The organism is Micromonospora sp. DT231 (genome assembly GCF_049847025.1).
Lineage (GTDB): Bacteria > Actinomycetota > Actinomycetes > Mycobacteriales > Micromonosporaceae > Micromonospora.
Map to the genome: position 1 here is coordinate 328044 of NZ_JBNCNO010000001.1, position 24085 is coordinate 352128.

Below are 24085 nucleotides of genomic sequence, written 5' to 3' on the forward strand. Positions count from 1 at the left end.
CCAACCGTGAACCAACCTGTCGCTCGGCTCGTTCACAGCGCACACCCGTCGGAGAGGGAAGCAACCGTGACACTGAGATCGGTGATCGGACGCCTGGCCAACCTGCACACCTCGGGCCGGCGCGCATGGGGTTCACTGCGGACGACCCGTCAGCGGATCGAGGCCGGGGTCGCCTTCACCGCGGCCGTCGTCTGCGTCGTGGCGGCCGGCCTGCAGGTCGGGCCGGCGTTGGCCGAGACCACAGTCGAGGGTGAGCCGGTCCCCGCCGACGTGCTGCCGGCGATCGTCGTCGGCGCCACCTCCTGCCCGGCGCTGACCGGGCCGCGACTCGCCGCACAACTGATGGCCGCCTCGGGGTTCAAGGCGACTGCCGTGTCCGAGTCCGGCGAGGGCATCGCCGGACTGGACTCCCGGGCCTGGCAGGCGTGGGCGCCGTGGCAGCAGGCCCAGCGCGCCGACGTCCGAGCCAACGTGCTCGCGCTGGCGCACCGCACCTGCGAGGCGATCGGTCAGGTCCGGGCCGGCGGTGCCGGCGGCGACCTCTGGAAGGCGGCCGTCGCGGCCGACAAGGTCGGTCTGGACGCGGTGGTCAAGGCCAAGGGCGTGCCGACGTCCGCCCAGGAGCACGTCGACACGGTGGCCGGGTACGCCAACTGGTACGCCAAGCAGCCGCAGTTCTCGGGCGCGACGAAGCCGGCGCGGCCGTCCGCCACTCCCGCCGCGGACAAGGTGGGCATTCCCGAGGAGTACGTCGACGCGGTGGTCCAGGCCGGTCAGGTCTGCCCGTCGACCGTGTCCGCTGCCCGGATCGCCGCGCAGCTGAGGTCGCTCTCGGCCTTCAACCCGAACCTGAAGGGCAGCGGCGGCGGCCAGGGCATCGCCCAGTTCACGCCGTCGCTGTGGGAGGAGTACAAGCCGTCCGACAGCGCATCGGTCTGGGACCCGCAGGTGGCCATCCCCACCCTGGCCACCGCGATGTGCGACCTGCGCAACCAGCTCTCCGGAATGAACCTGCGCCAGTCGGGGGAGGAGACCGACCCCTACTCGCTGGCGCTCGCGGCGTACCAGTGGGGCGTCACCGCGGTGCGGGCCAGGGGCGGAGTGCCGCGTGGCGCCGCCGTTCCGCAGCTCGTCGACACGGTCGACCTCTACCTCGACGCGTACACCTCGGACAGCCGACTGGCCAGCGCGTTCCCGTCACCGTCGGTGAGTCGCCCGGCCCCGCCGCCGTCGCCCTCGGCATCGCCGTCCTCGCCGCCGTCCTCGCCGCCGTCGTTGTCGCCCTCGGCGGTGCCCACCCCCGCGCCGACGAAACCGGCTGCGCCACCGACGCCCGCCGCGACTCCGTCGCCCGTGCCACCGCCGCCGGTCACCGCCCTGCCGGCGAAATGGGACCCGGCCGTCTCCTACCAGTTCATCAACGTCCTGAACGGCCGGGTCATGGAGGTGCCGGGGAAGGACAACGTCACCGCCGGCGGGACGACCATCCAGCTCAGTGACAACCTGCATCAGAAGGACCAGTACTGGCACGTCGCCAAGGCCGCCGATCCCAGGTACGTCGTGATCACCAACGCGTTCAACAACAAGGCACTCGGCATCCGTGGTGGCTCGATCAAGGACGCCGCCGAGTTGGTGCAGCTCGACCCGGCGTTCGACAACCCCAACCAGCAGTGGTCGTTCATCGACGGCGGCACGTGGGTCACCCTCATCAACCGCAATTCCGGCAAGGCGCTCGACATCCTCGGTGACGACTGCTGTGGCAAGCACGGCACCCCGATCACCCAGTGGAGTCGGCAGAGCTGGGCCGTCGACCAGCGCTGGGTGCTCAGCAGATGACAGGGACGCGGGACACGGATCGACGCGGCGCGACGGGCTGGGTGGCGGCGATCGTCGCGGCGGTCGTGCTCGTCGCCGGCGCACCCGCCGCGCCGGCGCGTGCCGCACTCGACGAGTACGTCCTCTACTACACCGTCACCTCGGCCTACCAGGGCAAGCCGGAGAACCTCGGCGAGATCGCCGGCCGGTTGCTGGGCAACTCGTCGCGCTCCACCGAGATCTTCAACCTCAACACGGCCCGACGGCAGCCGGACGGCGGCGCGCTCACCGACCCGAACACCCTCCATGCCGGTTGGTACCTGGTCGTGCCCTGGGACGCGGTCGGGGCGGGTCTCCAGCACGGCGTGTTGCCCAACACCGCTCCCGCCGCCGCACCAGTCGCGAGTGCTCCGGCCCTCCCGCCGCAGGCGTCCACGCCGCAGGCACCAGGCGTTCCCGCCGTTCCCGCCGTTCCGGGCAGGCCGTCGCCTCCGGCCTCCCCTCCCGGCGGAACGCCGCCGATCCCCACCCTGACACCGGGCCCGGCGCAGATACCGTCCGCGCCGCCACCACCCGCACCGCCGGGCAAATGCGTCACGGCGACCGCCGCCAGCGCACCGTCGAACTGGGCCACCGTGCGGCTGGCCGCCGACCTGGCCTGGCCGCACACCCGGGGTGTGGGGCAGCTCGTCGCGATCGTCGACTCCGGTGTGGACGGTCGCGCGGCTCAACTCGTCGGCCGGGTGTCGGTCGGGGCCAACATCGTGACCGGAGACGGCCGCGGGGACAGCGACTGCCTGGGCACCGGTACCGCGATGGCGGGCCTGGTTGCCGCGCAGCCGGTGGACGGGGACGCTTTCGCGGGTGTCGCCCCGGAGTCGGTCGTCATGCCGGTGCGGGTGGTCACCGACGTGCCGTCCGCGGACGCGGTCGCCCAGGCGACGGCCATCGAGGTGGCGGTCTCCGCCGGGGCGACGGTGATCGCGCTCGGCTCGTACGTGGATGTCACCGCCGAGGGCGTGCTGCGGGCCATCGAGGCGGCGCTCAGCCGCAACATCGTCGTGGTGGCCGGCGCTCCGGCCGGTACGGGCGCCGCCGCCCCGCCGGCGGAGCTGATCAGCGTCGCCGGTGTCGGCGTGGACGGCAAGCTCCTGGAGGAGTACGCCGCGGACCTGGTCGACGTGGTGGCCCCGGGGGTCAACGTCTCCAGCATCGGCATCAACGGCACGAAGCAGTTCGTCGGCAGCGGCACGCAGTACGCGGTCGCACTTGTCGCCGGCGAGGTCGCCCTGGTGCGTGCCGCCCACCCTGACCTGTCGGCGGCGCAGGTCGCCCACCGGGTTCGGGCCACGGCCGACAAGATGGGTGACGCGCAGCCGGATGCCCGGTACGGCGGTGGCATGATCAATCTGGAAGCCGCGGTGACCCGGGAGCTGCCCGAGGAGGCGACGCAGGTGTCCACCGGTCGGCGTTCCGGTCAGAGCACCGGGGGCGACGGCACCCGGGTCGCGTTCCTGCTGACCGTACTGGTGGGGCTCGTGCTCAGCGCGCTGCTCGTGTTCCGCCTGCGTCGCAGCGTACGGCGGGCCGAGACGGAGACCGGAGGCGAGGACGATGGATTGGACGCGGACTGGCCGGCGGGAACCGCCCCCGACGAACAGCCGAGTCAGCCGACGCTCACCGGCGCGCACTGAGCGACGGTCGGTTTCGTGACAGCACAGACGTCCCCGGTCGTGAACTCCCCCGTGGGCAGTTCCGTTCTTAGAAGGTCGGGGACCGCGGGCGACCAGCCGCGCGGGCGAGGGATTGAGGACTTGGTGCGACATGGCTGACGACGTGTGCGACGAGCCCCAGCTCCGCAGCGCGCTCGGCGTGTACCTGGCCGGCGGGTTGGCCGAGGACCAGCGCGACGCGGTCGAGAGCCACCTTGCCACCTGTGCCCCGTGCTCCGCCGAGGCCGACGCGCTGACCGAGGCGGTGGCGATGCTCGCCCTGCTCTCCGACCTCGACCACCGGGAGTTGGTGGCCGAGTACGGCGTCCCGCCGAGCGCGACGGTGGCCGGTCCGGCCCGTGTCGACGAGCGGGAAGCAGCACCGGAGCCACCGCCAGCGCCCCCCGCGGCGCAGTCGGCTCCGCCGGTCACGGCCCGTACGGCGGAGCCGGCCCGTGGACCTGTCGCGAACCGCGCCAGCACCGGTCCGGGGCGTACGCCGACCACGGCGGCCACCCGGCCCGGCCGCCAGCAGCGCCGGCGGCGGATGAGACTCGCGGGCGCCGGGCTCGCCGTGGTGACCCTGGTCTTCGCGGGTCTGCTGGTCGGCCAGTCGCTGCGTGGCCAGACGACCACCGGGGACCTGGCGGTTCCGAAGGGCCCGGACACCGTCGTCACGCTTGTCACGAACGCCACCGACACGCCCAGCGGTGCCACCCTGTCGGTGGTCGTCTCGCAGCAGGCCGGCGCGGTGAACCTGCGGGCGACCCTGGCCGGCCTGCAGGTCGGTGCGTCCTATCGGCTGTTCGTCACCGACGTCGACAAGCAGAGCTGGGAGTTGGCCGTGGTGACCGGCGGGGACTTCCGGCAGGAGGTCGCCCGCGGCTGCCCCGTGCCCTTAGACCGACTCGACCGGTTCAGCGTCACCGCGGCCGACGGGTCCCTGGCGGTCGTCGCCGTCGTGGACCGGGCATCGCGGTCGGCGACCCCGCGCTAGCCGTGGCGGGAGGCCTGGCCGGCGCGGTGGTCGTGGCGTTCACGATCGTCACCGGCTGGCCGGTGGCCGTGGCCGCGCCCACCCCACCGGCGCGCGCCGGCGGTTGCCTGCGTCCGCCGGAGACCGTCGAGACCGGAGTGCCCTGGGCGCAGGAACGACTGGGCGTGGAGCGGGCCTGGCCGCTGTCGCGCGGTCAGGGCGTCACCGTGGCGATCGTGGACACGGGCGTGGCCACGAACAGCCCGCAACTCAGCGGCCGGGTGCTCGCCGGCGTCGACCTCACCGCCGCCGGCCGGCCGCGCGCCGACGACGACTGTTTCGGCCACGGCACGTTCATCGCCGGCATCATCGGTGCGGCGCCGGCCGCGGGCACCGGCTTCGTGGGCGTCGCACCCGAGGCGCGGATCCTGCCGATCCGGGTCGCCACCAGCACGGACGACGGAACGGCGGCGCTGCTCGCCAAGGGCATCCGCACGGCGGTGGACGCCGACGCGGACGTCATCAACATCTCCGCCAGCACGTCTGCCCCGGAGCCCAGCCTGGTCGAGGCCATCGCGTACGCCGAGGCCAGGGACGTGGTGGTCGTCGCCGCCGCGGCCAACAGCGCCCAGCACGGCCAGCAGGTGGCGTACCCGGCGGCGCTGCCCACCGTGCTGGCCGTCGGCGCGATCGACGCCACAGGTGCCCTCGCCGGGTTCTCGCAGACCGGCCGGCACCTGGGGTTGACCGCACCCGGTGTGGACGTGGTGAGCATCGGCCCCGGCGGGCCGGGGCACTGGCAGGGCAGCGGCACCAGCTACGCCGTACCGTTCGTGGTCGGGGTGGCCGCGCTGGTCCGGGCGTACCGGCCGGCTCTGACGGCGGCCGAGGTGCGGCACCGGCTGCTGGTCACGGCCGACCACCCGGCGGTGGCGTTGCCGCACCCTGGCTACGGCTGGGGCGTGGTCAACCCGGCCGCCGCCGTGGCGACCGTGCTGCCCGAGGAGGACGCCGCCCGGCCCGGCCTGCCCGTGCCGGCCGCTCGCCACCCCGACCTGCCGACCCCCGACCCGATCGGGCGCTACCTGGTCACTCTCGGTGCGGGGCTCGCCGTCGTGCTGACCGGGCTCGTCGCCCTGCTCACCGTGCTGATGCCCGCCGGGCACCGACGCCGCTGGCGGCCCGCCCGCGTCGTCGAGGTCCGCCGACCGCCGACGACCTGAGGCCCCGGTACGACATCACTGCTCCGGCCGGTCCGGAGTCGGCACCTCGGGCGTCTGCACCAGGCGGACCGAGCGCCGGCGGTCGATGTACTGGCCGCGGGCGGTGGGTAGCGTCCGCGGCCGGATGTTGCCGAGGAAGGTGCCCTCCTCCCGGGGGCAGGAGAACAGGATCGCGGGAGAGCCCAACTCCCAGGCCCGACGCAGCACCGGGCTCATCATCGCCCGGGAGGCGCCCACGGTGCTCCGCGCGATGATCAGGTGCAGCCCGATCTCCGCGCCGTGCGGCAACAGCGGCAGCAGGGGTTGCAGCGGCGAGTCCCGGCCGCCCTCGATCAGCTCGAAGTCGTCGACGATGATGAACAGCCGGCCGCCGGTCCACCAGTCCCGTCGGGGCAGCCGGCTCGGCGGGACATCCGGGCCGGGCAGCCGGCCGGTCAGCACCTGACCCGCCTCGGCGATGGTCGCGGTGAGGCGCTCCGCCGACATCGAGTAGCCGATCTGGTTCGCCTGCGGGATCGCGTCGTGCAGCTCGCGGCGGAAGTCGCCGAAGACCACCCTTGCCTCGGCGGGCGGGTGGTGCGCCGCGACGCTGCGGGCGATGTGCCGCAGCAGGTTCGTCTTTCCGGTCTCGGTGTCCCCGAAGATCAGCAGGTGTGGGTTGGCGTCGAAGTCGTGCCACAGCGGAGCCAGGCGTACGTCGTCGAGCCCGAGCGGGACGCGGATCTCGGCCTCGCGGGTGGGCGCGGTCGCGACCGGCAGATCCGCGACCGGCAGCACCTCCGGCAGCAGCCGTACCTGCGGTGCGCGCGGTGCGGTGGGCACGTCCAGGGCCTCGACCAGCTCGGCCGTCGCCTCGGCCAGGTCCTCGGTCTCCGGGATCCCGTCGATGCGGGGCAGTGCCGTCAGGAAGTGCCGCCGGTCCGCTGTGATGCCCCGGCCCGGGATGGCCGGCACGGTCGCCGCCACCCGGCTGTTGACCTCGGACTCCACCGGGTCGCCGAGCTTCAGCTCGAACCGGGTGCCCAGCACGTCCCGCAGCCAGGGCCGGATCTCCGACCACCGACCGGCGGAGACGAGCAGGTGAACGCCGAAGCTCAGGCCCCGGGCCGCGATCTCACCGAAGCGGTCGTCGAGCTCCTGGAAGTCCTGTCGTGCCGTATACCACCCGTCGATCACCAGGAACACGTCTCCGTACGGGTCCTCGTCCTGGTATCCGCCGGCCTGCCGGGCCCGCCGGTAGCTGGTCATCGAGTCGATGCCGTGCTGGGCGAAGATCTGTTCCCGGCGGGCCATCAGGTTCGTCAGCTCCAACACGGTACGGGTCACCCGGTCGCGGTCGAGCCGCCCCGCGACGCTGCCCACGTGCGGCAGCCGCGACAGTGCCCCCAGCGCGCCGCCGCCGAAGTCGAGACAGTAGAACTGCACCTCGGCGGCGGTGTGGGTCAGCGCCAACGCGCTGATCAGCGTCCGCAGCAGGGTGCTCTTGCCGCTCTGTGGGCCGCCCACCACACCGACGTTGCCCTTGCTGCCCGCCAGGGAGGCCAGCAGCAGCTCCCGCCGTTGCTGCGCGGGCAGGTCGACGAGCCCGATCGGCGCGACGAGCTGGCCGGTGCCGTACCCGCCCACCGGGGCCAGACCGAGGGTGGGGTGGTCGATCAGCGGAGGCAGCAGCTTCTCCAGCGTCGTGGTCTCCGTCAGCGGCGGCAGCCACACCTGGTGCGCGGCCGGGCCGTGCCCGTGCAGCACGGACAGCAGCACGTCGGCCATGACCGGCGGCTTCTCCTCGTTCTCCTGCGCCTCGTCCGGCTCCGGCGTCACCGGCGCCTCGGGGCGCAGATACTCGGTGCCGAACGGAACGAGACCACCCTGGACCGCCTGGAGGCGGCGCTGGTGCGGTGGCCGCCACGGCCCGGAACAGTAGGCGCCCTTGAACCGGATCAGAGTCTGGGTGTCCGGTCGCAGGTAACCGTTGCCCGGCACGTTGGGCAACTCGTACGCGTCCGGCACACCCAGCACGCTGCGGCTCTCCATCGAGGAGAAGGTCCGCAGACCGATCCGGTACGACAGGTGGGTCTCGATCTGGTGGATGCGCCCCTCGTCGAGGCGCTGACTGGCCAGGAGTAGATGCACACCAAGGCTGCGGCCCAGCCGGCCGATCATCGCGAAGACGTCGATGAACTCGGGTTTGCTGCTGAGCATCTCGCTGAACTCGTCGACGACGATGAAGAGCGCCGGCATCGGCTCCAGCACGACACCCTCGGTCCGCGCCTTCTCGTAGTCGCGCCGGGACGGGTATCCGCTCGCCCGCAGGTGCTCCTGGCGACGGTTCAACTCACCGGTCAGCGCGTCCTGCATGCGGTCGACGAGCTCCAGCTCCTCGGACAGGTTGGTGATCACGGCCGAGGTGTGCGGCAGCCGCTCGAAGCCGAGGAACGCCGCCCCGCCCTTGAAGTCGACGAGGACGAGGTTCAGCTCCTCGGAGGTGTGCCGAGCGGCCAGCGCCAGCACCAGCGTACGGAGCAACTCGCTCTTGCCCGAACCGGTGGCGCCGATCAGCATCCCGTGTGGGCCCATGCCGCCCTCGGCCGCCTCCTTGATGTCCAACTCGATCGGGGTGCCGGTGGCCGACATGCCGATCGGCACCCGCAGCCGTTGCGCCGCCGTCCGCCCGGCCCGGTAGGCGGTCGGGTCCAGGGCGGTCAGATCACCGAGCTGGAGCAGGCCGGCCAGGTCGTAGTCGGTGGCCAGCGGCTCCTCGGTGTCGGTGCCCGCGCCCACCCGGTAACGGGCCATCGACCGGGCCAGCGCCGCCGCCGCCACCACACCCAACCGGTCCGGACGGCACAGTCGGCTGCTGCTGGACTTGCCGAGGTGGTCGAAGGAGACGATGTCCAACTGCTGCTCGGTGGCCCGCACCAGCAGGGTGTGCGGGTGCGCCTCCCAGCCCAGCGTCGCGCCCACGTCCAGCGTGAGCACGTTGCGATAGCCCTCCATTCCGAGGCGGTGGCCGGCCGGCAGGCGTGGTCCGTCGAGGACGAGCACCACGAACGGCTCGATGGCCGTGACCGGGGAGTCCGGTTCGTAGCCGGGGCGGTCCTGCACGTTCAGCGTGGCGAGGGCCTCCTCGATCTCGGTCCCGTCGGTGGCGAACCTCCGCCGGGTGCCGGTCACGTCGGGAACGGTGTCGTCCTGCACGTGCGGCAGCCACTTGGCCCAGTCCCATTCCGGGCCCCGGGCGGAAGCGATCACCACCAACAGATCCTGCGGGGAGTGGGCGACGGTGAGCTGAGCCAGGATCGCGCGCACCGTGGACCGGGCCACCGACACGTCGCCGCCGAACCCGATCCGCGCGAAGCCGCGCAGGTAGATGGCGATCGGCGCGTCCTGCAGGGTGGAGTAGGCCCGCAGGAAGCGACGCAGGGCATGCGCGGCCAACGGCTCCAGATCCTCCAGCGGCTTACTGTTCGGTGCGGCCAACCGCACCGTGGAGCGGCGGGTACCGAGCCCCACACGTACCTCGCCGAAGTCGTTGTGCGCCGTACGCCGCTCCCACAGCCGATGACTGAGCGCCATCGACCACAGCGCGCCCGGGTCCGGGTGCAGCCAGCGGGCGGCGCGCCGCTCCTCGGTCAGCGCGGCACGCACCTTGCGCCGAACCTGGCCGAGGTAGCGCAGGTAGTCGCGGCGCTCACCGTTGAGCCGGTGCTTGTGCTGCCCGGCGTTGCGGATCAACGGCACGATCAACATCGCGATCGCCGAGAGCACCATCAGGCAGACGCCGACATAGGCAAGTGCGCCCGCGTTGGGTCGCAGGAACATGAGCACCATCGCGAGCGAGGCGATGGCCATCGGCGCCAGCATCAGCACGGCGCTCAGGCCCCGCTCGGCCGGCTCGGGGATGACCGGCGGCTCCTGGAGCGCGATCTCCTCGGCCGGCGCGACCGGGCCGGCGCGGCGAGCCCTACGGACGTACGGCACGGTGCCCACGTTCGTCTCCTTCGGTGAGGGGTTTCCCTCCGATCGGCCCGGTTGCCTGCCGAGCACCCGTCGGGCGCGCGACAGCGGGCTTATCGTCCTGGGGATTCGGCGCTCGACCCGGAAGCGATGTCGGAGGCCGCGGTCTCGCTTGTGGAGGCAGACCGGGCACCGGAGAAACGAACAGCAGTGACCATAGCAGGAGGGGGCGGTTGTGGCGGAGACACGCGTTACCCCGGATCAGTTACGGGAGATCGGCAAGAAGATCGGCGCCCTTCTGGAAGACCACCAGTCGGTTTTCAACAAGCTGGCGAAGATGGAGCCGAACGCCGGCAAGTTCGACGCGGCGACCTGGCTGGAGGATCTCTTCGTCGATCGCCGGGACGGAATCGTCGAACACGTGAAGTACCTGCAACGGGCATTCGACGAGATCAACACCGGCCTGTACCAGATCGCCGACGACTACGAGCGGATCGACGGGAGCAACGCCGACGCGGTGTCCGCGTTCAACAAGGACGCCAAGAAGGTGGTCGGCGGGATGGGTGACGCCGAGTTCGAGCCGACAAAGGTGAAGGAGCAGTCCAGCTACAAGACCGGCGACTACGGCTCCGAGGTGGACAAGTCGACGATCGACCCGGAAAAAAACCTGATCAAACCCTTCAAGCCGGGCGACATCGAGGGCATGGACGAATTCCTCGACATCAAGGGCATCGGGCCCAAGGACGACACGAACCTCGACCTCCGCGAGAGCCCGCAGCTCAAGGACATCGACGGTTATCCCGACTCGCGGCTCAGCGAGGAGAGCGCGGAGGAAAAGCCGGAGGAGGAGAAACCGGAGGAGAAGAAGCCGGACGAGAAGAAGCCGGAGGAGACGCCGCTCTCCACCGGTGAGCACTTCGATCCGCATCACGAGCCGGTGGGGGAAAAGTACGTCCACAACCCGTCCAACGACGAGGATTTCCGGGGCAAGACGTACCGGTACTACGAGATCGACGGTAAGCACCAGACCGGTCCGGGCGGCGTCGAGATCTGGTGGACGGACCTGCAGCCCTACTACTACGACGGCCGCTACTACCGTCCGTACGAGCACTGACACCCCCCGAGATGGAACGGTTGAGCACGCAGCGCCTCTCGGCACCCGTACGTCTCCGGTTCGTGCTCGGCTCGCGTGCCGTGGACGTGGCCCTGCCCGGGGACGCGCCGCTTGTCGATCTGCTGCCGTCGGTGCTGCTCCAACTCAACCCCGAGGCCGCCGACCACGGCGCCGAGCATGACGGGTGGGTGGTGCAGCGCGTCGGCGAGCCGTCGCTGGACGAGGAGCACTCGGCCCTCGAGCTGAACCTGCTCGACGGCGAGACGCTGCACCTGCTGCCCCGGGCCGAGCAGTTACCGCCGATCGACTTCGACGACCTGGTCGACGGCGTGGGTGAGCAGGCACGTACCAGCCCGTGGCGCTGGACGGTTGCCCGCACCCGCGCGATGCTGCTCACCGACGGCGCGGTGCTGCTGGCGGTGGGCCTGGTGGTGCTCTGGCTCGGCGGGCCGGCGGTGGTGCGTGCCACCGTCGCCGCGGCGCTCACCGTCGTGCTCCTCGCCGCCGCCGGCCTGGTCAGCCGGGCGGTTCCGGACCCGCAGACGGGGACGTTGCTGGCCATGGCGGCGGCGGGATACTCGGCGACAGCCGGTTGGCTCGGGGCGGTCGCGATCGCCCCGCACTCGGCACTCTCGGTGCGGATCTGCCTGGCGGCACTGGCCGCGGTGGTGACGCTCGCCGCCGGGCTTTCCGCGGTGGCCGACGCCGGTCTGCTCTTCGCCGGTGCGCTCGCCCTCGCGGTGACCGTCGCGCTTCCGGCGCTGCTCACCGCGGCGGGCCCGGTGACCCCACCGGAGGCAGCCGCGTGTGGGCTGGTCTTCTCGATGGTGGCGGCGTTGATGCTGCCGCCGGCCGCGTTCCGCCTCGGCGGGCTGACGTTGCCGCTGCTGCCCGGCAAGCCCGAGCAACTCTCCGAGGACATCGACCCCGAGCCGCACCGGATCGTCGTGGAGCGGGGGAGCGCGGGTCTCGCGTACCTGGCCGCGCTCACGATCGGGGTGGGTGCCGCGCAGGTCCTGATGGCCGCGGCGCTGCTGGTGGCCGGCGGGCGCTGGGAGATGATCCTCGCGTTGCTGGCGGCCACCCTGCTGGGCATGCGAGCCCGGCACCTGAGCGGCCTGGTGGCACGCTGGGCGACGATGACCCCGGCCGTGGCGCTCGTCCTCTTCACCCTGCTCCGGTACGCCGCGGACCAGGGGACCGTGGCGCGGGCCGCCGTCCTGGTGCCCACCGTGGTGGCGGCCGCCGGCGCGTTCCTGACCGCGGCGTCCACCCTGCCCGGCCGTCGGCTGCGGCCGTACTGGGCGCGCACCGTGGACGTGCTGGAGATCCTTCTCGCGGTGGCCCTGATCCCGGTGCTCGGCGCGGTGCTCGGGATCTACCAGATGGTCCGGGCCTGGGCCAGCTGATGGAGTCCCGCAAGGATCAGGTCCACGCCTACTTCTACACGGTCAGCCGCCTCAACTCGGCGGTGATGCAGGGCCGTCCCGACCCGCACGAGCCGCCGAACCAACGTCCGCTCCTCGGCCTGGTCATCGGGATCCTGCTGGCCATCGTCGTCGCCGGTGGCTTCGGCATCTACGGCATCTTCCGACCCGGCGGAGACTCCTCCTGGCGGCAGGCGGGTGTCGTCATCGCGGTGAAGGAGACCGGCGCGCGGTACCTGCTGATCGAGGGGCAGCTCCGCCCGGTGCTGAACTACGCCACTGCCCGCCTGGTGCTGGGCAGCGGCAGCCCGGCACGCCTCGTCCAGGTCTCCCGCAACTCGCTGAAGGGCGTACCGGTGGGAGCCCCGATCGGCATATCGGGCGCACCCGACACGGTGCCGGTGGCGGGCCGGCTCTACTCGGGTGCGTGGACGGTGTGCGCCCAACCGCCCGAGCCCTCGGGCACGGCCGCCACCATGCTGCTCCTGGGTGACCTCGTCCGGCCTGTCGCACTGACCGACCGGGAGGGGTTTCTGGTCCAGACGACCGACCGCCAGCGATACCTGGTCTGGCAGGGACGCCGTCACCACCTGGCCGACCAGGCCGCGGTGGCGCTGGGCTACGCAGCCGTCGAACCGGTGTCCGTGACCCCGGCGTGGCTCAACCCCATCCCGGCCGGTCGGGACCTGGCCTTCCCCGCGGTGGGCGACCGCGGGCGGCCGGGACCGGCGATCGGCGGGCGAGCCAGCCTGCTCGGCCAGGTGTACGAGGTACGCAAGCCGATCGGCGACGCGCCTGAGCTGTTCCTGTCCCGTTCGGACGGATTCGTGCGGCTGAGTCGTACCGCCGCAGCCCTGGTCCTGGCTGATCCGGCGATTCAGGCGGCGTACCCCGGAGGTGGGGTCGCGCCGATTCCCGCGCGGCCCGACGAACTGGCGGGCGCCACGGTCGCCAGTAGCACCGAGTTCGTGGACGGCTATCCGCCCGAGCCGCCGAAACCGGTGAGCGGTGCGTCAGTGCTGCCCTGCGTGGGCTTCCGGCCGGCGAGGGACGCGGTGACTGTCACCCTGACCAGGATCTCGACGTCGGCGGCACGGTCCGCCCTGCCGGTGCCGCGGACCGCCGTCGCGGCGGGCGGCATCGTGGACCGGATCCTGATCGCCGCCGGCACGGGGGTGCTCGCCCGCAACCCGTACGCGCCGGGCGGTGGTGGGGCGCTCTATCTCGTCTCCGAGTACGGAGTGAAGTTCCCGCTGCCGCCCAGGGGTGCGGAGGCGCTCGGCTACGCCGGCACGACGCCTGTCGACGTCCCTTCGGAGTTGCTGGAACTGCTGCCGACCGGTCCGGCGCTGGATCCGGCCGCGGCGCTGGTGAGCGAGACCTGGGGTGGTTGACGGGGGTTTTCCCCGCGAAGGGACCGGTGGGCCCGCTGCGGCGGTGTTGTCGCCAGACCCGCTGGTTGCATGAGCCCCACCAGGCGAGAAATACCGGATCACCACAGTCCAGAGCAGGGAGAGGAAGCCATGGCGAACGGTAATACCACCCTCGATCCGAGTACCGCCAATCGGGTCGCGGGGGACCACCGACAGACGGCCGGCGACGTCGACGCCGCGAAGAACAGGTTCAGTGCGGCTGTCGACCTGATGGACGACTACTGCGACGGCGCCATGATCAAGGCGTTGCTGGAGGCGCGCGACGACTGGATGGAGGAGGTGACCCGCATCGTCGCGGACCTCAACGAGATGGCCGGCAACGTGGACGGCACGGTGCAGGACTTCGACGAGCAGGATCTGGCGAACGCCGGCCAGGTCGGTGCCATCGGTGTGGGCATTCTCAAGGACATCTGAGCCAGCACAAGCGATCGGAAAGGGGACCGGCCATGTCCGGCAACGGCCTCATCGGCTATCAGTACGACCAGATCTTCGAGGGCATCTCGCAGATGCAGCGGGTCAACCGTGATGTCGAGGGTTACATCGAGAAGTTGTCCCAGGAGACCGGCCACGCGCTCGACACCTGGACGGGGCCGGCGGCCGCGAACTACAACCAGCTCTCGAAGCAGATCGAGGACAACTTCGCCGACATGAACACCATCGTCGCGGAGTTGGCCAAGGAACTGGGAATTCGTGCCGACGACATGAAGGAGCAGGACATCCGCTCCGGCAACCGGTTCGGCAACCGCTGAGCGTTTCGAGGTGACGCCGGGGGGCCCGCGGGCTCCTCGGCGCATTCCGGCAGATCGTGACGAGTCCGAGCGGTGGGGGAATCGTGCCAACGGGTGAAGTTGGGTCCTTCGACGAGAAGAGCCCACCCACGGGAGAGACGTTCCGCAACTATGGGGTGTGGACGGAGATCGGCCCGTTCGTCGCGGACATCACCGAGCCCGGTCTCAACGCCGAGGGCGGCTGGGCCGAGGCGGAGGAGGCGTTCAACAAGGCGGAGGTCGAACTCGACCTCGTCCTGGAAGATTTCGACAAGCTGGCCAAAGAGCTGACCGGTGGGGCGAAACCGGCCTTCGCCGGAGAGGCCGCCGCCGCCTTCGACACCCATGTCGCGGAGGTGGTGGGGAAGAGCAGGAAGGGCGTCTACAACGTCCTCGACAGCAACGCCTACGGCACCAAGATCGGTGACGTCGGCGATGCCATCGTGAGCTTCCGCCGGGATTTCTGGGACATCATCGAGACCGGTCACCGGCTGACCGACCGGCTGCGGGACTGGGTCGTCTCCGAGATGGACAGGATCTACACCGGAGTCGACGACCAGAGTTCCAAGCAGGCGGACCTGGAGCGTGGGCTGGGCCAGGCCTACCAGGCCGGCGAGCGCTGGATCATGTCCAACCTGCGGGCCCGGCTGATGGAGTTGTCCACGACGTACCAGGACCTCGGTGGCCGGCTGCCCAAGCTCGACATCGCCGTGTTGAAGCCGATCGACACCAGCAGCGGTGACGACAAGAAGAACGAGGGCGGCGGCAGTGGCGGCGGCAGCGGCAGTGGCGGCGGCAGCGGTAGTGGCAGTGGCAGCGGTAGTGGGAGCGGTAGTGGGAGCGGTAGCGGTAGCGGCGGCGGGAACAGCGGCAGTGGCAGCGGTAGTGGCGGAAACAGTGGGAACAACAGCGGTGGCGATGGCCGTGCGAAGGCCCTCGACGAGGCCGAGGGCGCGGTGTCCGAGGCCATCGACGATCTGAAGAACGGTGACCCCACGCATGACGCCGCGCTCGACGAGGCGAAGAAGGCCGCGACCGACGCGATCGAGGGCCTGTCCAACGGGTCCGGCAGTGGTGCGCCACCGACAAAGGGCATCACGACCCCGGCGGAGCTGGCTCCACTGACCTCCAGCGGGGGAGCGCCCTCCGGTTCCGGCGGTGGTGCGCCGATCGGCGGTGGGAGCTCCGGTGGTGACGCCGCGCGGGACAAGGCGCTCAGTGACGCGAAGGGCGCGGCGACCGATGCCATCGATGACCTCAAGAACGGTGACCCCGCACGTGACGGCGCGCTCGACGACGCCAAGAAGGCGGCGTCCGACGCGATCCAGGGGCTCGGCTCGGCGGGTGCTGGTGCGCCCCCCACGAGCGGCGGCCCCGGCTCGGGTGCGGCGCCTGGCGCGGGTGCGCGCAAGGACGCGCTGAAGGATGCGAAGAAGGCGGCCGACGACGCGATCGATGGCCTGTTGGGTGCTGGCGGCGGCGTCCCGGTGACGTCCGGTGAACCCGGGAGTAAGAGTCCCGGTTCCGAATCCGGCAAGGCGGGGGGCGGCTCGGGTACCCCGGGTGAGGCCGCCGAGCAGGCGCGCAGGGACGCCCTCGAGGATGCCCGGGAGGCGGCCGACGACGCGATCGACGGCCTCGCCGGCGGCGGCGATTCGAAGGACGGGACACCACCGACGTCGTCGGCCGACCCGGTCGCCGAGGAGGCGCGCAAGGACGCGCTGGAGGATGCCCGGAAGGCAGCCGACGAGGCGATCGAGGGTCTGCAGGGCGGTTCGACCGCCGATCCGGCCGCCGAGCAGGCCCGCGACAACGCGTTGGAGCAGGCGCAGGAGGCGGCCGACGAGGCGATCGAGGACCTGATCGAGAAGCCGACAGGTGATCCGGAGGTCGACGCCGCCCGCAAGGACGCGCTGGAGGATGCCCGGGAGGCGGCGGACGAGGCGATCGAGGACCTGAAGGACGAGGACGCGGGCGACAGCACCCCGAAGGAGGCGCGCGAGCGGGCGTTCGACGAGGCGCAGAAAGCCGTGGACGGCGCCATCGACGATCTTGACGGCGGGAGTACGACGGGCGGTGGCGCGGACGCCGAGGCCAAGGAGGCCCGCGAGGACGCCCTCGCGGACGCCCGGAAAGCGGCCGACGACGCGATCGAGGACCTGACGGACAAGGGTGACGGCCAGTCGGGCAAGGGTGACGGCCAGTCCGACAAGGGTGACGGCCAGTCCGACCGGGGCGGCAAGGAGGGTGACGGCAAGGGCGACGGGGCCGCCGAGAAGGCCCGCGACAGCGCCCTCGTCGAGGCCAAGGAGTCCGTCAACGACGCGCTCGACGACATGATCGAGGACGAGCGGGCCGGCAAGGGTGAGGGCGACACTCCGGCCGAGCGCGAGACACGGGTGGAGGCGCTCACCGACGCCAAGGAGGCCGCCGACGAGGCCATCGACGACCTGCTCGACGAGACCGGCGGCCACTCGTCCATCTCGGACTACCTCAACGGCAAGTCCACCGCCGGCGCGGACGGCGGCTCAGGTGGCGGTTCGGGTGGCGGTCCCGGTGGCGGCCCCGGCGGCGGTTCGGGCGGCGGGTTCGGCGGTGGTGGTGATGGCGGTGGTTCCGGCGGCGGCGGCGACAGGGGTGGGGAGAACCTGCCCGCCCCACTTGAGCTGGCGCCGGTGGTCTCGGGAGATCCCGGCAGTTCTCCGTCGTCCGCGTTGTCGGCCGGCGCTCAGGCCGGTCAGGGCGCCGGGTCCGGAATGCCGATGTCCCCGCCGATGGGTGGCGGCATGGGCAACCAGGGCGATCGGGACCGCGAACGCAACACCTGGCTCGTCGGCGAGGACGGCATGTGGGGCGACGACGGCGAAGCGGTTTCCAACAAGGCCGTGGGGAGGAACTGACCCGTGGGCAGCGCGAGAAGAGGCCCGACCGGGCAGCCACAGACACTGCAGGACATCGCCCACGCTCTCGACGCGGCGTCCCCGGCGGACCTGGAGACGTCCGCCCGACTCTTCGACGAGGCCCGGAGTGGCCTGCGGGCGATCGCCGAGTCGCTCGACCGTGCGCTGGGTGAGCTGGACGACGCGTGGCGGAGCACCCAGGCCACAGTTGTCCGACTTGGCGAACCGTCACGTCGTACCCGGCAGTTGGTGCACCGCCTGGACGACGCCGAGTGCGGACAGCAGTTGCGGGTCACGGCGAACGCGCTCGGTGTCGGGCAGGCGCGGGTGCGGGACCTCCAGGTGCAGCGAGCCGCGGACAGCGGCCCGTCCGACGACGAGTGGGACCGCCGGGCGCGGGTCGTCCTCCAGGGCCTCGCCGAGACGTACCGCGAGGTCGGACTCGGACTCGGCGGCCAGCACCCACCGACGGCCGAGACCGTCGACGAGCCGGGGATCCGCCAGGCCCTCTCCGCGTCGGCGCGGGACGATCCGCCGGGGGTCGTGCTCGCGGCGGACCCCACTGCCGCCGACCTCTTCCGCCCGGCGGCCCCGACGGTCCGGGCGGGTCAACCCGGCGACGCTGCCGCTCCGCCGTCCGGCGGTGGTGGCGGGGCGGGCGGCGGCGGCCTCCCGATGATGCCGCTCATGCCCATGGGCGGCATGGGGGCCGGCATGGGCGGCATGGGCGGCATGGGCGGCATGCAGAGCGAGGCCGGTGGGCAGCGCCGCAGCAGCACGCTCGCCCAGGGCGACCCGACCGTGTGGAAGGACGCCGATGCCGGGTGGAACGTGCTCGGGCGCAGCGAACGGGTCGACGAGCACATTCGGGAAGGGCTCCGCAAGGAGCTCGGGGACGGGAGGAAGGGTGACCGGAATGGCTGACCAGACCGACCACGGACCAGGCGGCTCAGGACTGAACGCGGTCTTCGCCATGCTCGCCGAGGAGCGGCGCAAACTGGACGAGTTCCAGGCCAAGATGCGCGCGGCGAGCACCACCGTCGAGTCGCCCAACAAGATGCTCAGCGCCGTGTTCGACGGCCGGGGCGAGCTGGTGAAGTTGACGTTCAACAACACCAAGTACCGCGGCATGGCACCCAACGAGCTGAGCAGCCTGCTGGTCGAGACGCTGCGCCGGGGCCGCGCCGAGGCGTTCGGGAAGATCGACGAAATGGCCGGCCGGGACCTGGCGCCCGGCGTCTCCTTCGGCGACCTGGCCGGCGGGAAGGTGGATCTCGACGTGGTCGTCGGATCACTGATGACCTCCGCGATCGACCTGCCGTCGATCGTCCGGGCCGCCAAGAGCGAGGCGGGCCGGGCCGATGGCTGACGAGACGAGGATCGACCCGGAGGGGGCCCACCATCTCTTCAAGGTGGTCGGCAGCGTCGCCGACGACATCGACGACGCCCTGACGCGGGTCAGGAACATCCGGACGAGCCTCAACGAGCCGTGGGGCACCGACGAATACGGTCGCAAGTTCGCGCAGCAGCAGGAGCCCAACGCCGAACAGACGCTGGGTTACGTCGCGACGGTGCGTGACGGGATCAGGGAGCTGGCCGGTGAGGGGCATGGCGCGGTCGACGCGCTCGTGGACCAGGACAAAGACAACAGCGCCAACCTTTCGTAGGTCCGCGTAACCAGCCGCATCGGGGAGTCTCGGTGTCTGTGGAGGTAGGACGAGCGTGAACCAGCGGCGAATCACCGTCACCCAGTCGGCGGTCTCCGGGTACCGGACACTCACGGACGCGCTGGCCGCGGCGTCGGACGGGTCGGTGATCAGCGTCCAGCCCGGCAGCTACACCGAGAACCTGGTGCTGACGAAGATCGTCACCATCACCGCCGAGGACGGGCCGGGCACCGTGAAACTGACCGCGCCGTCCGGCGTACCGATCGTCCTCGCGGCGGAGTCGGCCGCGCTGTCCGGGCTGTCGATCATCGCGACCGACGCCGACAGCCCGGCACTGGCCCTGGTGATGGGCCAACTGAGCGTTACCGAGTGTGAGCTTGTCGCGTCGTCGTGGGCCGCCGTCTTCGTCCGGGACAGCGGCTCGCTCACCATGCGCGCCAGCCTGGTGCGCAACGAGGTCGGCGCCGGGGTCGTGGTGACCTCCTCCACCGGCAGCGTGCTCGACGACTGCCGCATCGAGCGGCTCGGCACCTCGGGCGTCGTCGTCGCCGAGCGCGGCGAGCTACGGGTCCGCGCCTGCACCGTGCGGGACGCCGGCGGCAACGGCATCTGCCTCAACGGCCAGGGCCGGATCTCCATCGAGGACACCGAGATCATCGGTACGAGCAAGCCCGCGCTCGCCGCCGAGCAACAGTCCACGGCCACCGTGCGTCGGTTGAGTATCCGGGACACCAACGGTGTCGGCATCTACCTGGCCACCGCCGGGGCGTGCCTGCTGGAGGACTGCACCGTGGACGGCTGCGCCGCCGACGGAGTCTTCACCGACGAGCGGTGCACACCGGTCCTGCGCCGTTGTCGGGTCAGTGGGGCCCGGCGTACCGGATTCCGTTTCACAGGTCGTGCGGGCGGTCGGCTGGAGGCGTGCGTCGCCACGAAGATCGACGGCGTCGGCGTGAGCGTCGACGACCGTGGCACACCCGAACTCATCGACCTGGTGGTCAGCGACTGCACCGAGGTCGGGGTGCACCTCGACGGTGGCGCGGACCCGTTCTTCCAACGGATGCAGGTGCACGGCTGTGACGGAGCGGCAGTCGAGGTCGCCGGCGGTGCCCGTGGTCGGTTCGAGAATCTCACCATCGAACGCTGCGGTGGCGTCGGCATCTCGGTCAGCGGCCGCGCCCAGCCGTCGCTGAGCGGTCTGAGCATGCGGGGCGGTGCCGCCGCGGGTGTGGTCGTCGCCGATGCCACCGCCTCGTTCAGTGACTGCGACATCGCCGACGCGGGTGGCGACGGTGTGTCGGTGGGCGCCGGTGGGGACGTCTCGCTGACCGGGTGCAGGGTCCACGCCGCCGAGGGCGACGGATGCGTCTTCGGCGACGGGTCGCGGGGGACGGTGACCGACTCGGAGTTCACCGCGAGCGGTGGCGACGGCATCGCGGTGCGGACCGGCGGTTCGGTGCGGCTGATCGGCTGCGTGGTGCGGGACAACCAGGGCTCCGGGGTACGGCAGACCGTGCCGGACAGCCACCTGACGGTCGAGGAACTCGTCAGCTCCCGCAACAGGCTTCCCGACGCGTACGGCACGGCCGCCGTTGCCACCGCCGCTAGCGCCCCCGCCGAGACGACGCCCGAGGGGGAGCGGCACATCGTCGCCCGCGGCTCCGACCCGCTGCGTGAGTTGCAGTCCCTGGTCGGACTGCACGGGGTGAAACAGGAGGTGACGTCTCTGATCAATCTCAACAAGATGTCCAAGCGCCGTCTGGAGGCCGGGTTGTCGGCCCCGCCGATGGCGCGGCACCTGGTGTTCGCCGGTGCACCCGGCACCGGCAAGACCACAATCGCCCGGCTGTACGGGCGGATCCTCGCCGAGCTGGGGGTGCTGCGCGAGGGGCACCTCGTCGAGGTCGCCCGCGCCGACCTCGTCGCGCAGATCATCGGCGGCACCGCCATCAAGACGACCGAGGCGTTCAACTCGGCCCTCGGCGGTGTCTTCTTCATCGACGAGGCGTACACCCTCAGCAACAGCCGTGGCGGCACCGGGCCGGACTTTGGTCGGGAGGCCATCGACACCCTGGTGAAGCTGATGGAGGACCGCCGGGACGAGGTGGTGGTCGTCGCCGCCGGCTACTCCGCGGACATGGAACGCTTCCTCCAGGCGAACCCCGGTCTGGAGTCACGCTTCAGTCGGACCATCGAGTTCGCCAACTACACGCCCGCGGAGCTGGTGACCATCGTGGAGAACCAGTGTGTCCGGCACGACTACCAACTGGACCCCGCCGCCGCATCGGCGCTGCTGACCCACTTCGACCGGATCCCCAAGGACGGCACCTTCGGCAACGGCCGGGAGGCGCGAAAGGTCTTCGAGCGCATGGCGGACCTGCAGGCCTCCCGGTTGGCCGCCGCGGCGGATGTGACGACCGCCGAGTTGGCGCTGCTCACCGTCGAGGATCTGCCGACCGCCGTGGTCGGGGTGGGCGTCGCCGGGGTGTGAGGTAAGGCTCAGCCGACGCAGCACGCCGGAAACACCGGGGCCTTATCATTTCCCGACATGCGTCGCGTCCGGCTTGACGAGGCGTGCCGTGGGCGGCATCCCACCGATTGACAAATTGTTGTCCCGAGTCAACTATGTGGTGGTTCTCGGGGTGGGGTGCGGGTGGAACGAGATGAGACAGGATTGGTGAGTCTCGCGTGGGAGCGGTCTCATCGGTTGCTCTGGATGCGTCCCGGGTGTCGCCGGTGATGTTCGAAGCCGCAGCGCCGCTGAGCAGCGGCCCACGGCGTGGCTCCGCGAACGCGTTGCGGTGGGTCGCGGACAACCTCGCGGTTGTCGGGCCGGACCCGGACGGCACGATCGTCGCGATGGCACGCCTGTTGCCCTCGGAGCGTGGTGTGGTGACAGTGGTCGGCCAGATCGTCGACCCCGACGACTGGGCACTGATCACCGAGGTCCTGCCGATCGCGGTTCCGCCCGGGGCGGCTGCCCGCCTCGCGGTCAGCGGCACCGGCACGACCCCGACAACCGGGCCGCCGCCGGCCGCGACCCTGGCCCGCCAGCTCCAGGCCGACGTGTACGCGCCGAGCGGTCAACTCCTGCTCGTTCCCGGCGGCGGCCTGTTCGCCGTCGACGGGTGGCGCTGGTTCCGGGCCGACGGCAGCATCTCCGACGGTGGCCACCGGTACCCGCCGCCGCACTGGGAGGCCGAGGTCGACACCCTGGTCCGGCACGTCGGCTCGGGCATCAGAGCGCACTGCGTGCCGGCCGGCCTGTGGCTCTACGCCGACTCGCCGGAGCTGCCGGCACCGAGCCCGGACGACCTGGCGCTCGCGGTGCCGATGGACGCCGAGCGGGTGACTGTGGTGCTCGGGCGTCCCGGCGCGGCCACGCCCGGAGTCGAGGCGACACTGTCGATCCTCGACGCCCTGGACCCCTCGATGGTCATCGCCCCGTACGGCGAGGCCACGGACGAGGCGATGCGGTTGGCCGTCACGATCGCCGACCGCTGGGACCGCCCGGTCGAGGTCGCGGCGGGCCTGCCGATCCTGGACGACGAGCACCGACTGGTGTCGGTCGCGATCGATCCCGGCGGCGACACCTGGTGGACGCCCCCGGTGGCACGGCTGCGGTGCGCTCCGGGCGTCCCGCCGACGCCGGTCGGGACTGTCGACTTCCTCGCGGACCTGCGACCGGCCGGCCCCGGCACGTTCCGGCTCGACGAGCGCTGGGTGGTCGAGCCCACCCAGTTCGGGCTCTGGGTGCGGCCCCCCTTCGCCGGCCAGCACACGGGTGACGTCCGTCGCCGTCCGTGGCATCCGCAGTGGTTCACGATCGTCGTCGGCCTGCCCGGTCTGCCCCTGTCCGACGACGTGTTGCCGATCCTGCACCTGTTGTTGAACCGGCTGCCGGGCAGCGTGCGGGCCCGAACGCGGTTCGTTCCGGAGGAACTGAGCCATCTGCTGGCCCCCGACCCGGTCGACCGACCCGACGTGGTGCTCGCGGCACAGCGCTCGACACCCCCACGCTGGTGGCACCGCGACGACCGGCTCTTCGCGGTGTTGCTCACCGCCGACGCCCGCGCCGGCACGGTGCACACCGATGCGGGCGAGGTCGAACCCGGCCAACTGGGCGAGATCATCGCCGCGTACCGGGAGGCGGATCCGCGTCCGGTCCTGCTGGTGTCCTCCGTGCCCGTCGCCCCGGAGATCGAGCAGCAGGTGGCCGACCAGATGCAGGTCGTGACGATCGGTCGACGGGCGGACGGCTGGTGGGCGAGCCTGCCCCGCCGGGTGGACCGTACGCCCCGCCCGGCGGTGCGCCTCGCCTCGTCCTTTCCCTTCCGGGAGGAGGACCTGGCCGAGCTGCGGGCACCGACCCGGTCCACGCCGCCGCGCGCCCAGGGCGCCCCGGATGACGACGAGCCGTTGTTGGCGCTGGCCCGGATTGCCGAGGAATCCGCCGCGGACATCCGGCGACGGACCGACGGGTCCGGGCTCCGTACCGTGGTGGCCGCGCGCGGGCCGGACTGGCGGCGGCCGTTCCTTCTGGCGGGCCAGCCGGTCACGGCCTGGGACTTCGCCACTGTCGTCGCCGACCGGCGGCCGGGATGGGTCGGCGGCGGCGAGGTGGTCTGGGTGGAGGGTGGCCAGCTGACCGAGCCCCTGCTGCGGCTGCTCGCCAACTACCTCGGCTGCCCGGTCGGCGCACGGGCACTGCTGGTGGAGGACGCGCCGCCGGCCGCGCTCGCGTCCGGATGGTGCGCGGTGCCGCCGCGTGTCGACGGTGGAGAGAGTGGTTCCGGCCAGGACGAGCACGGATGCTGCACAGAGCGGGAGAGTCACGAGCATGGAAAGTCCTGAGCGAGGGTCGACGTCCGAGTCCGTGCCCGCCGGCGAAGGCCCAGGGGCAGCGCGCCAACCGACGCCGGAAGCCGGTGACCGGGGCTCGGGCGCGAGCGTGCCAGCGGCCCCGGGCGAACGCCGACCCGCCGTGCAGCGGGCAGTGGCGCTGAGCGGACTGCCACCCTTCGCGACACCGTCCCCCGATTCCGCGACAGTTGCGCCGCCGCGGTCCGCGCCGCCGGTCCCGATCGCCGACCGTAC

General features: G+C 71.7%; 16 protein-coding genes. 15 read left to right on the top strand and 1 reads right to left on the bottom strand.

The window, feature by feature from the left end:
- The first annotated feature begins 66 nt into the window (after nucleotides 1–66).
- The 4 genes from ACPXBU_RS01350 to mycP all read left to right on the top strand — a co-directional run bounded on the left by ACPXBU_RS01350 (nucleotide 67) and on the right by mycP (nucleotide 5726).
- A complete protein-coding gene (locus ACPXBU_RS01350; RefSeq protein WP_425755767.1) occupies nucleotides 67–1836 on the top strand; it encodes an RICIN domain-containing protein in 1770 nt (589 codons plus the stop codon).
- On the top strand, nucleotides 1833–3509 hold the full coding sequence (locus ACPXBU_RS01355) for a S8 family serine peptidase (RefSeq protein ID WP_425755769.1): 1677 nt from the start codon (nucleotides 1833–1835) through the stop codon (nucleotides 3507–3509). The genes ACPXBU_RS01350 and ACPXBU_RS01355 overlap by 4 nt, the downstream gene beginning before the upstream one ends.
- A 130-nt stretch (nucleotides 3510–3639) precedes the next feature.
- The gene (locus ACPXBU_RS01360; protein ID WP_425755771.1) at nucleotides 3640–4524 is read left to right on the top strand and encodes a zf-HC2 domain-containing protein; all 885 of its coding nucleotides are present in this window, start codon (nucleotides 3640–3642) and stop codon (nucleotides 4522–4524) included.
- 2 nt (nucleotides 4525–4526) lie between these two features.
- On the top strand, nucleotides 4527–5726 hold the full coding sequence (gene mycP / locus ACPXBU_RS01365; protein ID WP_425755773.1) for a type VII secretion-associated serine protease mycosin: 1200 nt from the start codon (nucleotides 4527–4529) through the stop codon (nucleotides 5724–5726).
- Between the two features lie 15 nt (nucleotides 5727–5741).
- Here the strand turns inward: mycP and eccCa are convergent, their stop codons facing one another.
- Nucleotides 5742–9713, bottom strand: coding sequence for a type VII secretion protein EccCa (gene eccCa / locus ACPXBU_RS01370; RefSeq protein ID WP_393368368.1), 3972 nt, complete (start codon nucleotides 9711–9713; stop codon nucleotides 5742–5744).
- A 202-nt stretch (nucleotides 9714–9915) separates the two neighbouring features.
- Here eccCa and ACPXBU_RS01375 point away from each other — a divergent pair, with 202 nt between their 5' ends.
- The 11 genes from ACPXBU_RS01375 to ACPXBU_RS01425 all read left to right on the top strand — a co-directional run bounded on the left by ACPXBU_RS01375 (nucleotide 9916) and on the right by ACPXBU_RS01425 (nucleotide 23842).
- Nucleotides 9916–10794: a WXG100 family type VII secretion target gene (locus ACPXBU_RS01375; protein ID WP_393368370.1), complete on the top strand. Its 879-nt coding sequence runs from the start codon at nucleotides 9916–9918 to the stop codon at nucleotides 10792–10794.
- Nucleotides 10795–10814: 20 nt separating this feature from the next.
- Nucleotides 10815–12203: a type VII secretion integral membrane protein EccD gene (eccD, locus tag ACPXBU_RS01380; RefSeq protein WP_393368372.1), complete on the top strand. Its 1389-nt coding sequence runs from the start codon at nucleotides 10815–10817 to the stop codon at nucleotides 12201–12203.
- Nucleotides 12203–13615: a type VII secretion protein EccB gene (eccB, locus tag ACPXBU_RS01385; protein WP_425755776.1), complete on the top strand. Its 1413-nt coding sequence runs from the start codon at nucleotides 12203–12205 to the stop codon at nucleotides 13613–13615. The genes eccD and eccB overlap by 1 nt, the downstream gene beginning before the upstream one ends.
- A 129-nt stretch (nucleotides 13616–13744) precedes the next feature.
- Entirely contained in the window at nucleotides 13745–14068 is a 324-nt protein-coding gene (locus ACPXBU_RS01390) for a WXG100 family type VII secretion target (protein WP_393368376.1), read from the top strand.
- Between the two features lie 32 nt (nucleotides 14069–14100).
- Nucleotides 14101–14403, top strand: a complete 303-nt coding sequence (locus ACPXBU_RS01395; protein ID WP_357073452.1) for a WXG100 family type VII secretion target — start codon at nucleotides 14101–14103, stop codon at nucleotides 14401–14403.
- A gap of 83 nt (nucleotides 14404–14486) precedes the next feature.
- Complete coding sequence (locus ACPXBU_RS01400; RefSeq protein WP_425755779.1) at nucleotides 14487–17321, top strand: hypothetical protein; 2835 nt, start codon at nucleotides 14487–14489, stop codon at nucleotides 17319–17321.
- Nucleotides 17322–17324: 3 nt separating this feature from the next.
- Complete coding sequence (locus ACPXBU_RS01405) at nucleotides 17325–18245, top strand: hypothetical protein (RefSeq protein ID WP_425755781.1); 921 nt, start codon at nucleotides 17325–17327, stop codon at nucleotides 18243–18245.
- A complete protein-coding gene (locus ACPXBU_RS01410; RefSeq protein ID WP_425755782.1) occupies nucleotides 18238–18690 on the top strand; it encodes a YbaB/EbfC family nucleoid-associated protein in 453 nt (150 codons plus the stop codon). Before ACPXBU_RS01405 ends, ACPXBU_RS01410 begins: the two co-directional genes overlap by 8 nt.
- On the top strand, nucleotides 18683–18988 hold the full coding sequence (locus tag ACPXBU_RS01415) for a hypothetical protein (RefSeq protein WP_425755784.1): 306 nt from the start codon (nucleotides 18683–18685) through the stop codon (nucleotides 18986–18988). The genes ACPXBU_RS01410 and ACPXBU_RS01415 overlap by 8 nt, the downstream gene beginning before the upstream one ends.
- 55 nt (nucleotides 18989–19043) lie before the next feature.
- The gene (locus ACPXBU_RS01420; protein WP_425755786.1) at nucleotides 19044–21479 is read left to right on the top strand and encodes a right-handed parallel beta-helix repeat-containing protein; all 2436 of its coding nucleotides are present in this window, start codon (nucleotides 19044–19046) and stop codon (nucleotides 21477–21479) included.
- Between the two features lie 245 nt (nucleotides 21480–21724).
- Nucleotides 21725–23842: a hypothetical protein gene (locus tag ACPXBU_RS01425; protein ID WP_425755788.1), complete on the top strand. Its 2118-nt coding sequence runs from the start codon at nucleotides 21725–21727 to the stop codon at nucleotides 23840–23842.
- The last annotated feature ends 243 nt before the right edge of the window (nucleotides 23843–24085 follow it).

Coding starts and splice junctions, on each gene's coding strand:
- ACPXBU_RS01355 (WP_425755769.1), top strand. CDS start 1,833: ATGACAGGGACGCGGGACACGGATCGACGCGGCGCGACGGGCTGGGTG.
- ACPXBU_RS01360 (WP_425755771.1), top strand. CDS start 3,640: ATGGCTGACGACGTGTGCGACGAGCCCCAGCTCCGCAGCGCGCTCGGC.
- eccB (WP_425755776.1), top strand. CDS start 12,203: ATGGAGTCCCGCAAGGATCAGGTCCACGCCTACTTCTACACGGTCAGC.
- ACPXBU_RS01390 (WP_393368376.1), top strand. CDS start 13,745: ATGGCGAACGGTAATACCACCCTCGATCCGAGTACCGCCAATCGGGTC.
- ACPXBU_RS01395 (WP_357073452.1), top strand. CDS start 14,101: ATGTCCGGCAACGGCCTCATCGGCTATCAGTACGACCAGATCTTCGAG.
- ACPXBU_RS01410 (WP_425755782.1), top strand. CDS start 18,238: ATGGCTGACCAGACCGACCACGGACCAGGCGGCTCAGGACTGAACGCG.
- ACPXBU_RS01415 (WP_425755784.1), top strand. CDS start 18,683: ATGGCTGACGAGACGAGGATCGACCCGGAGGGGGCCCACCATCTCTTC.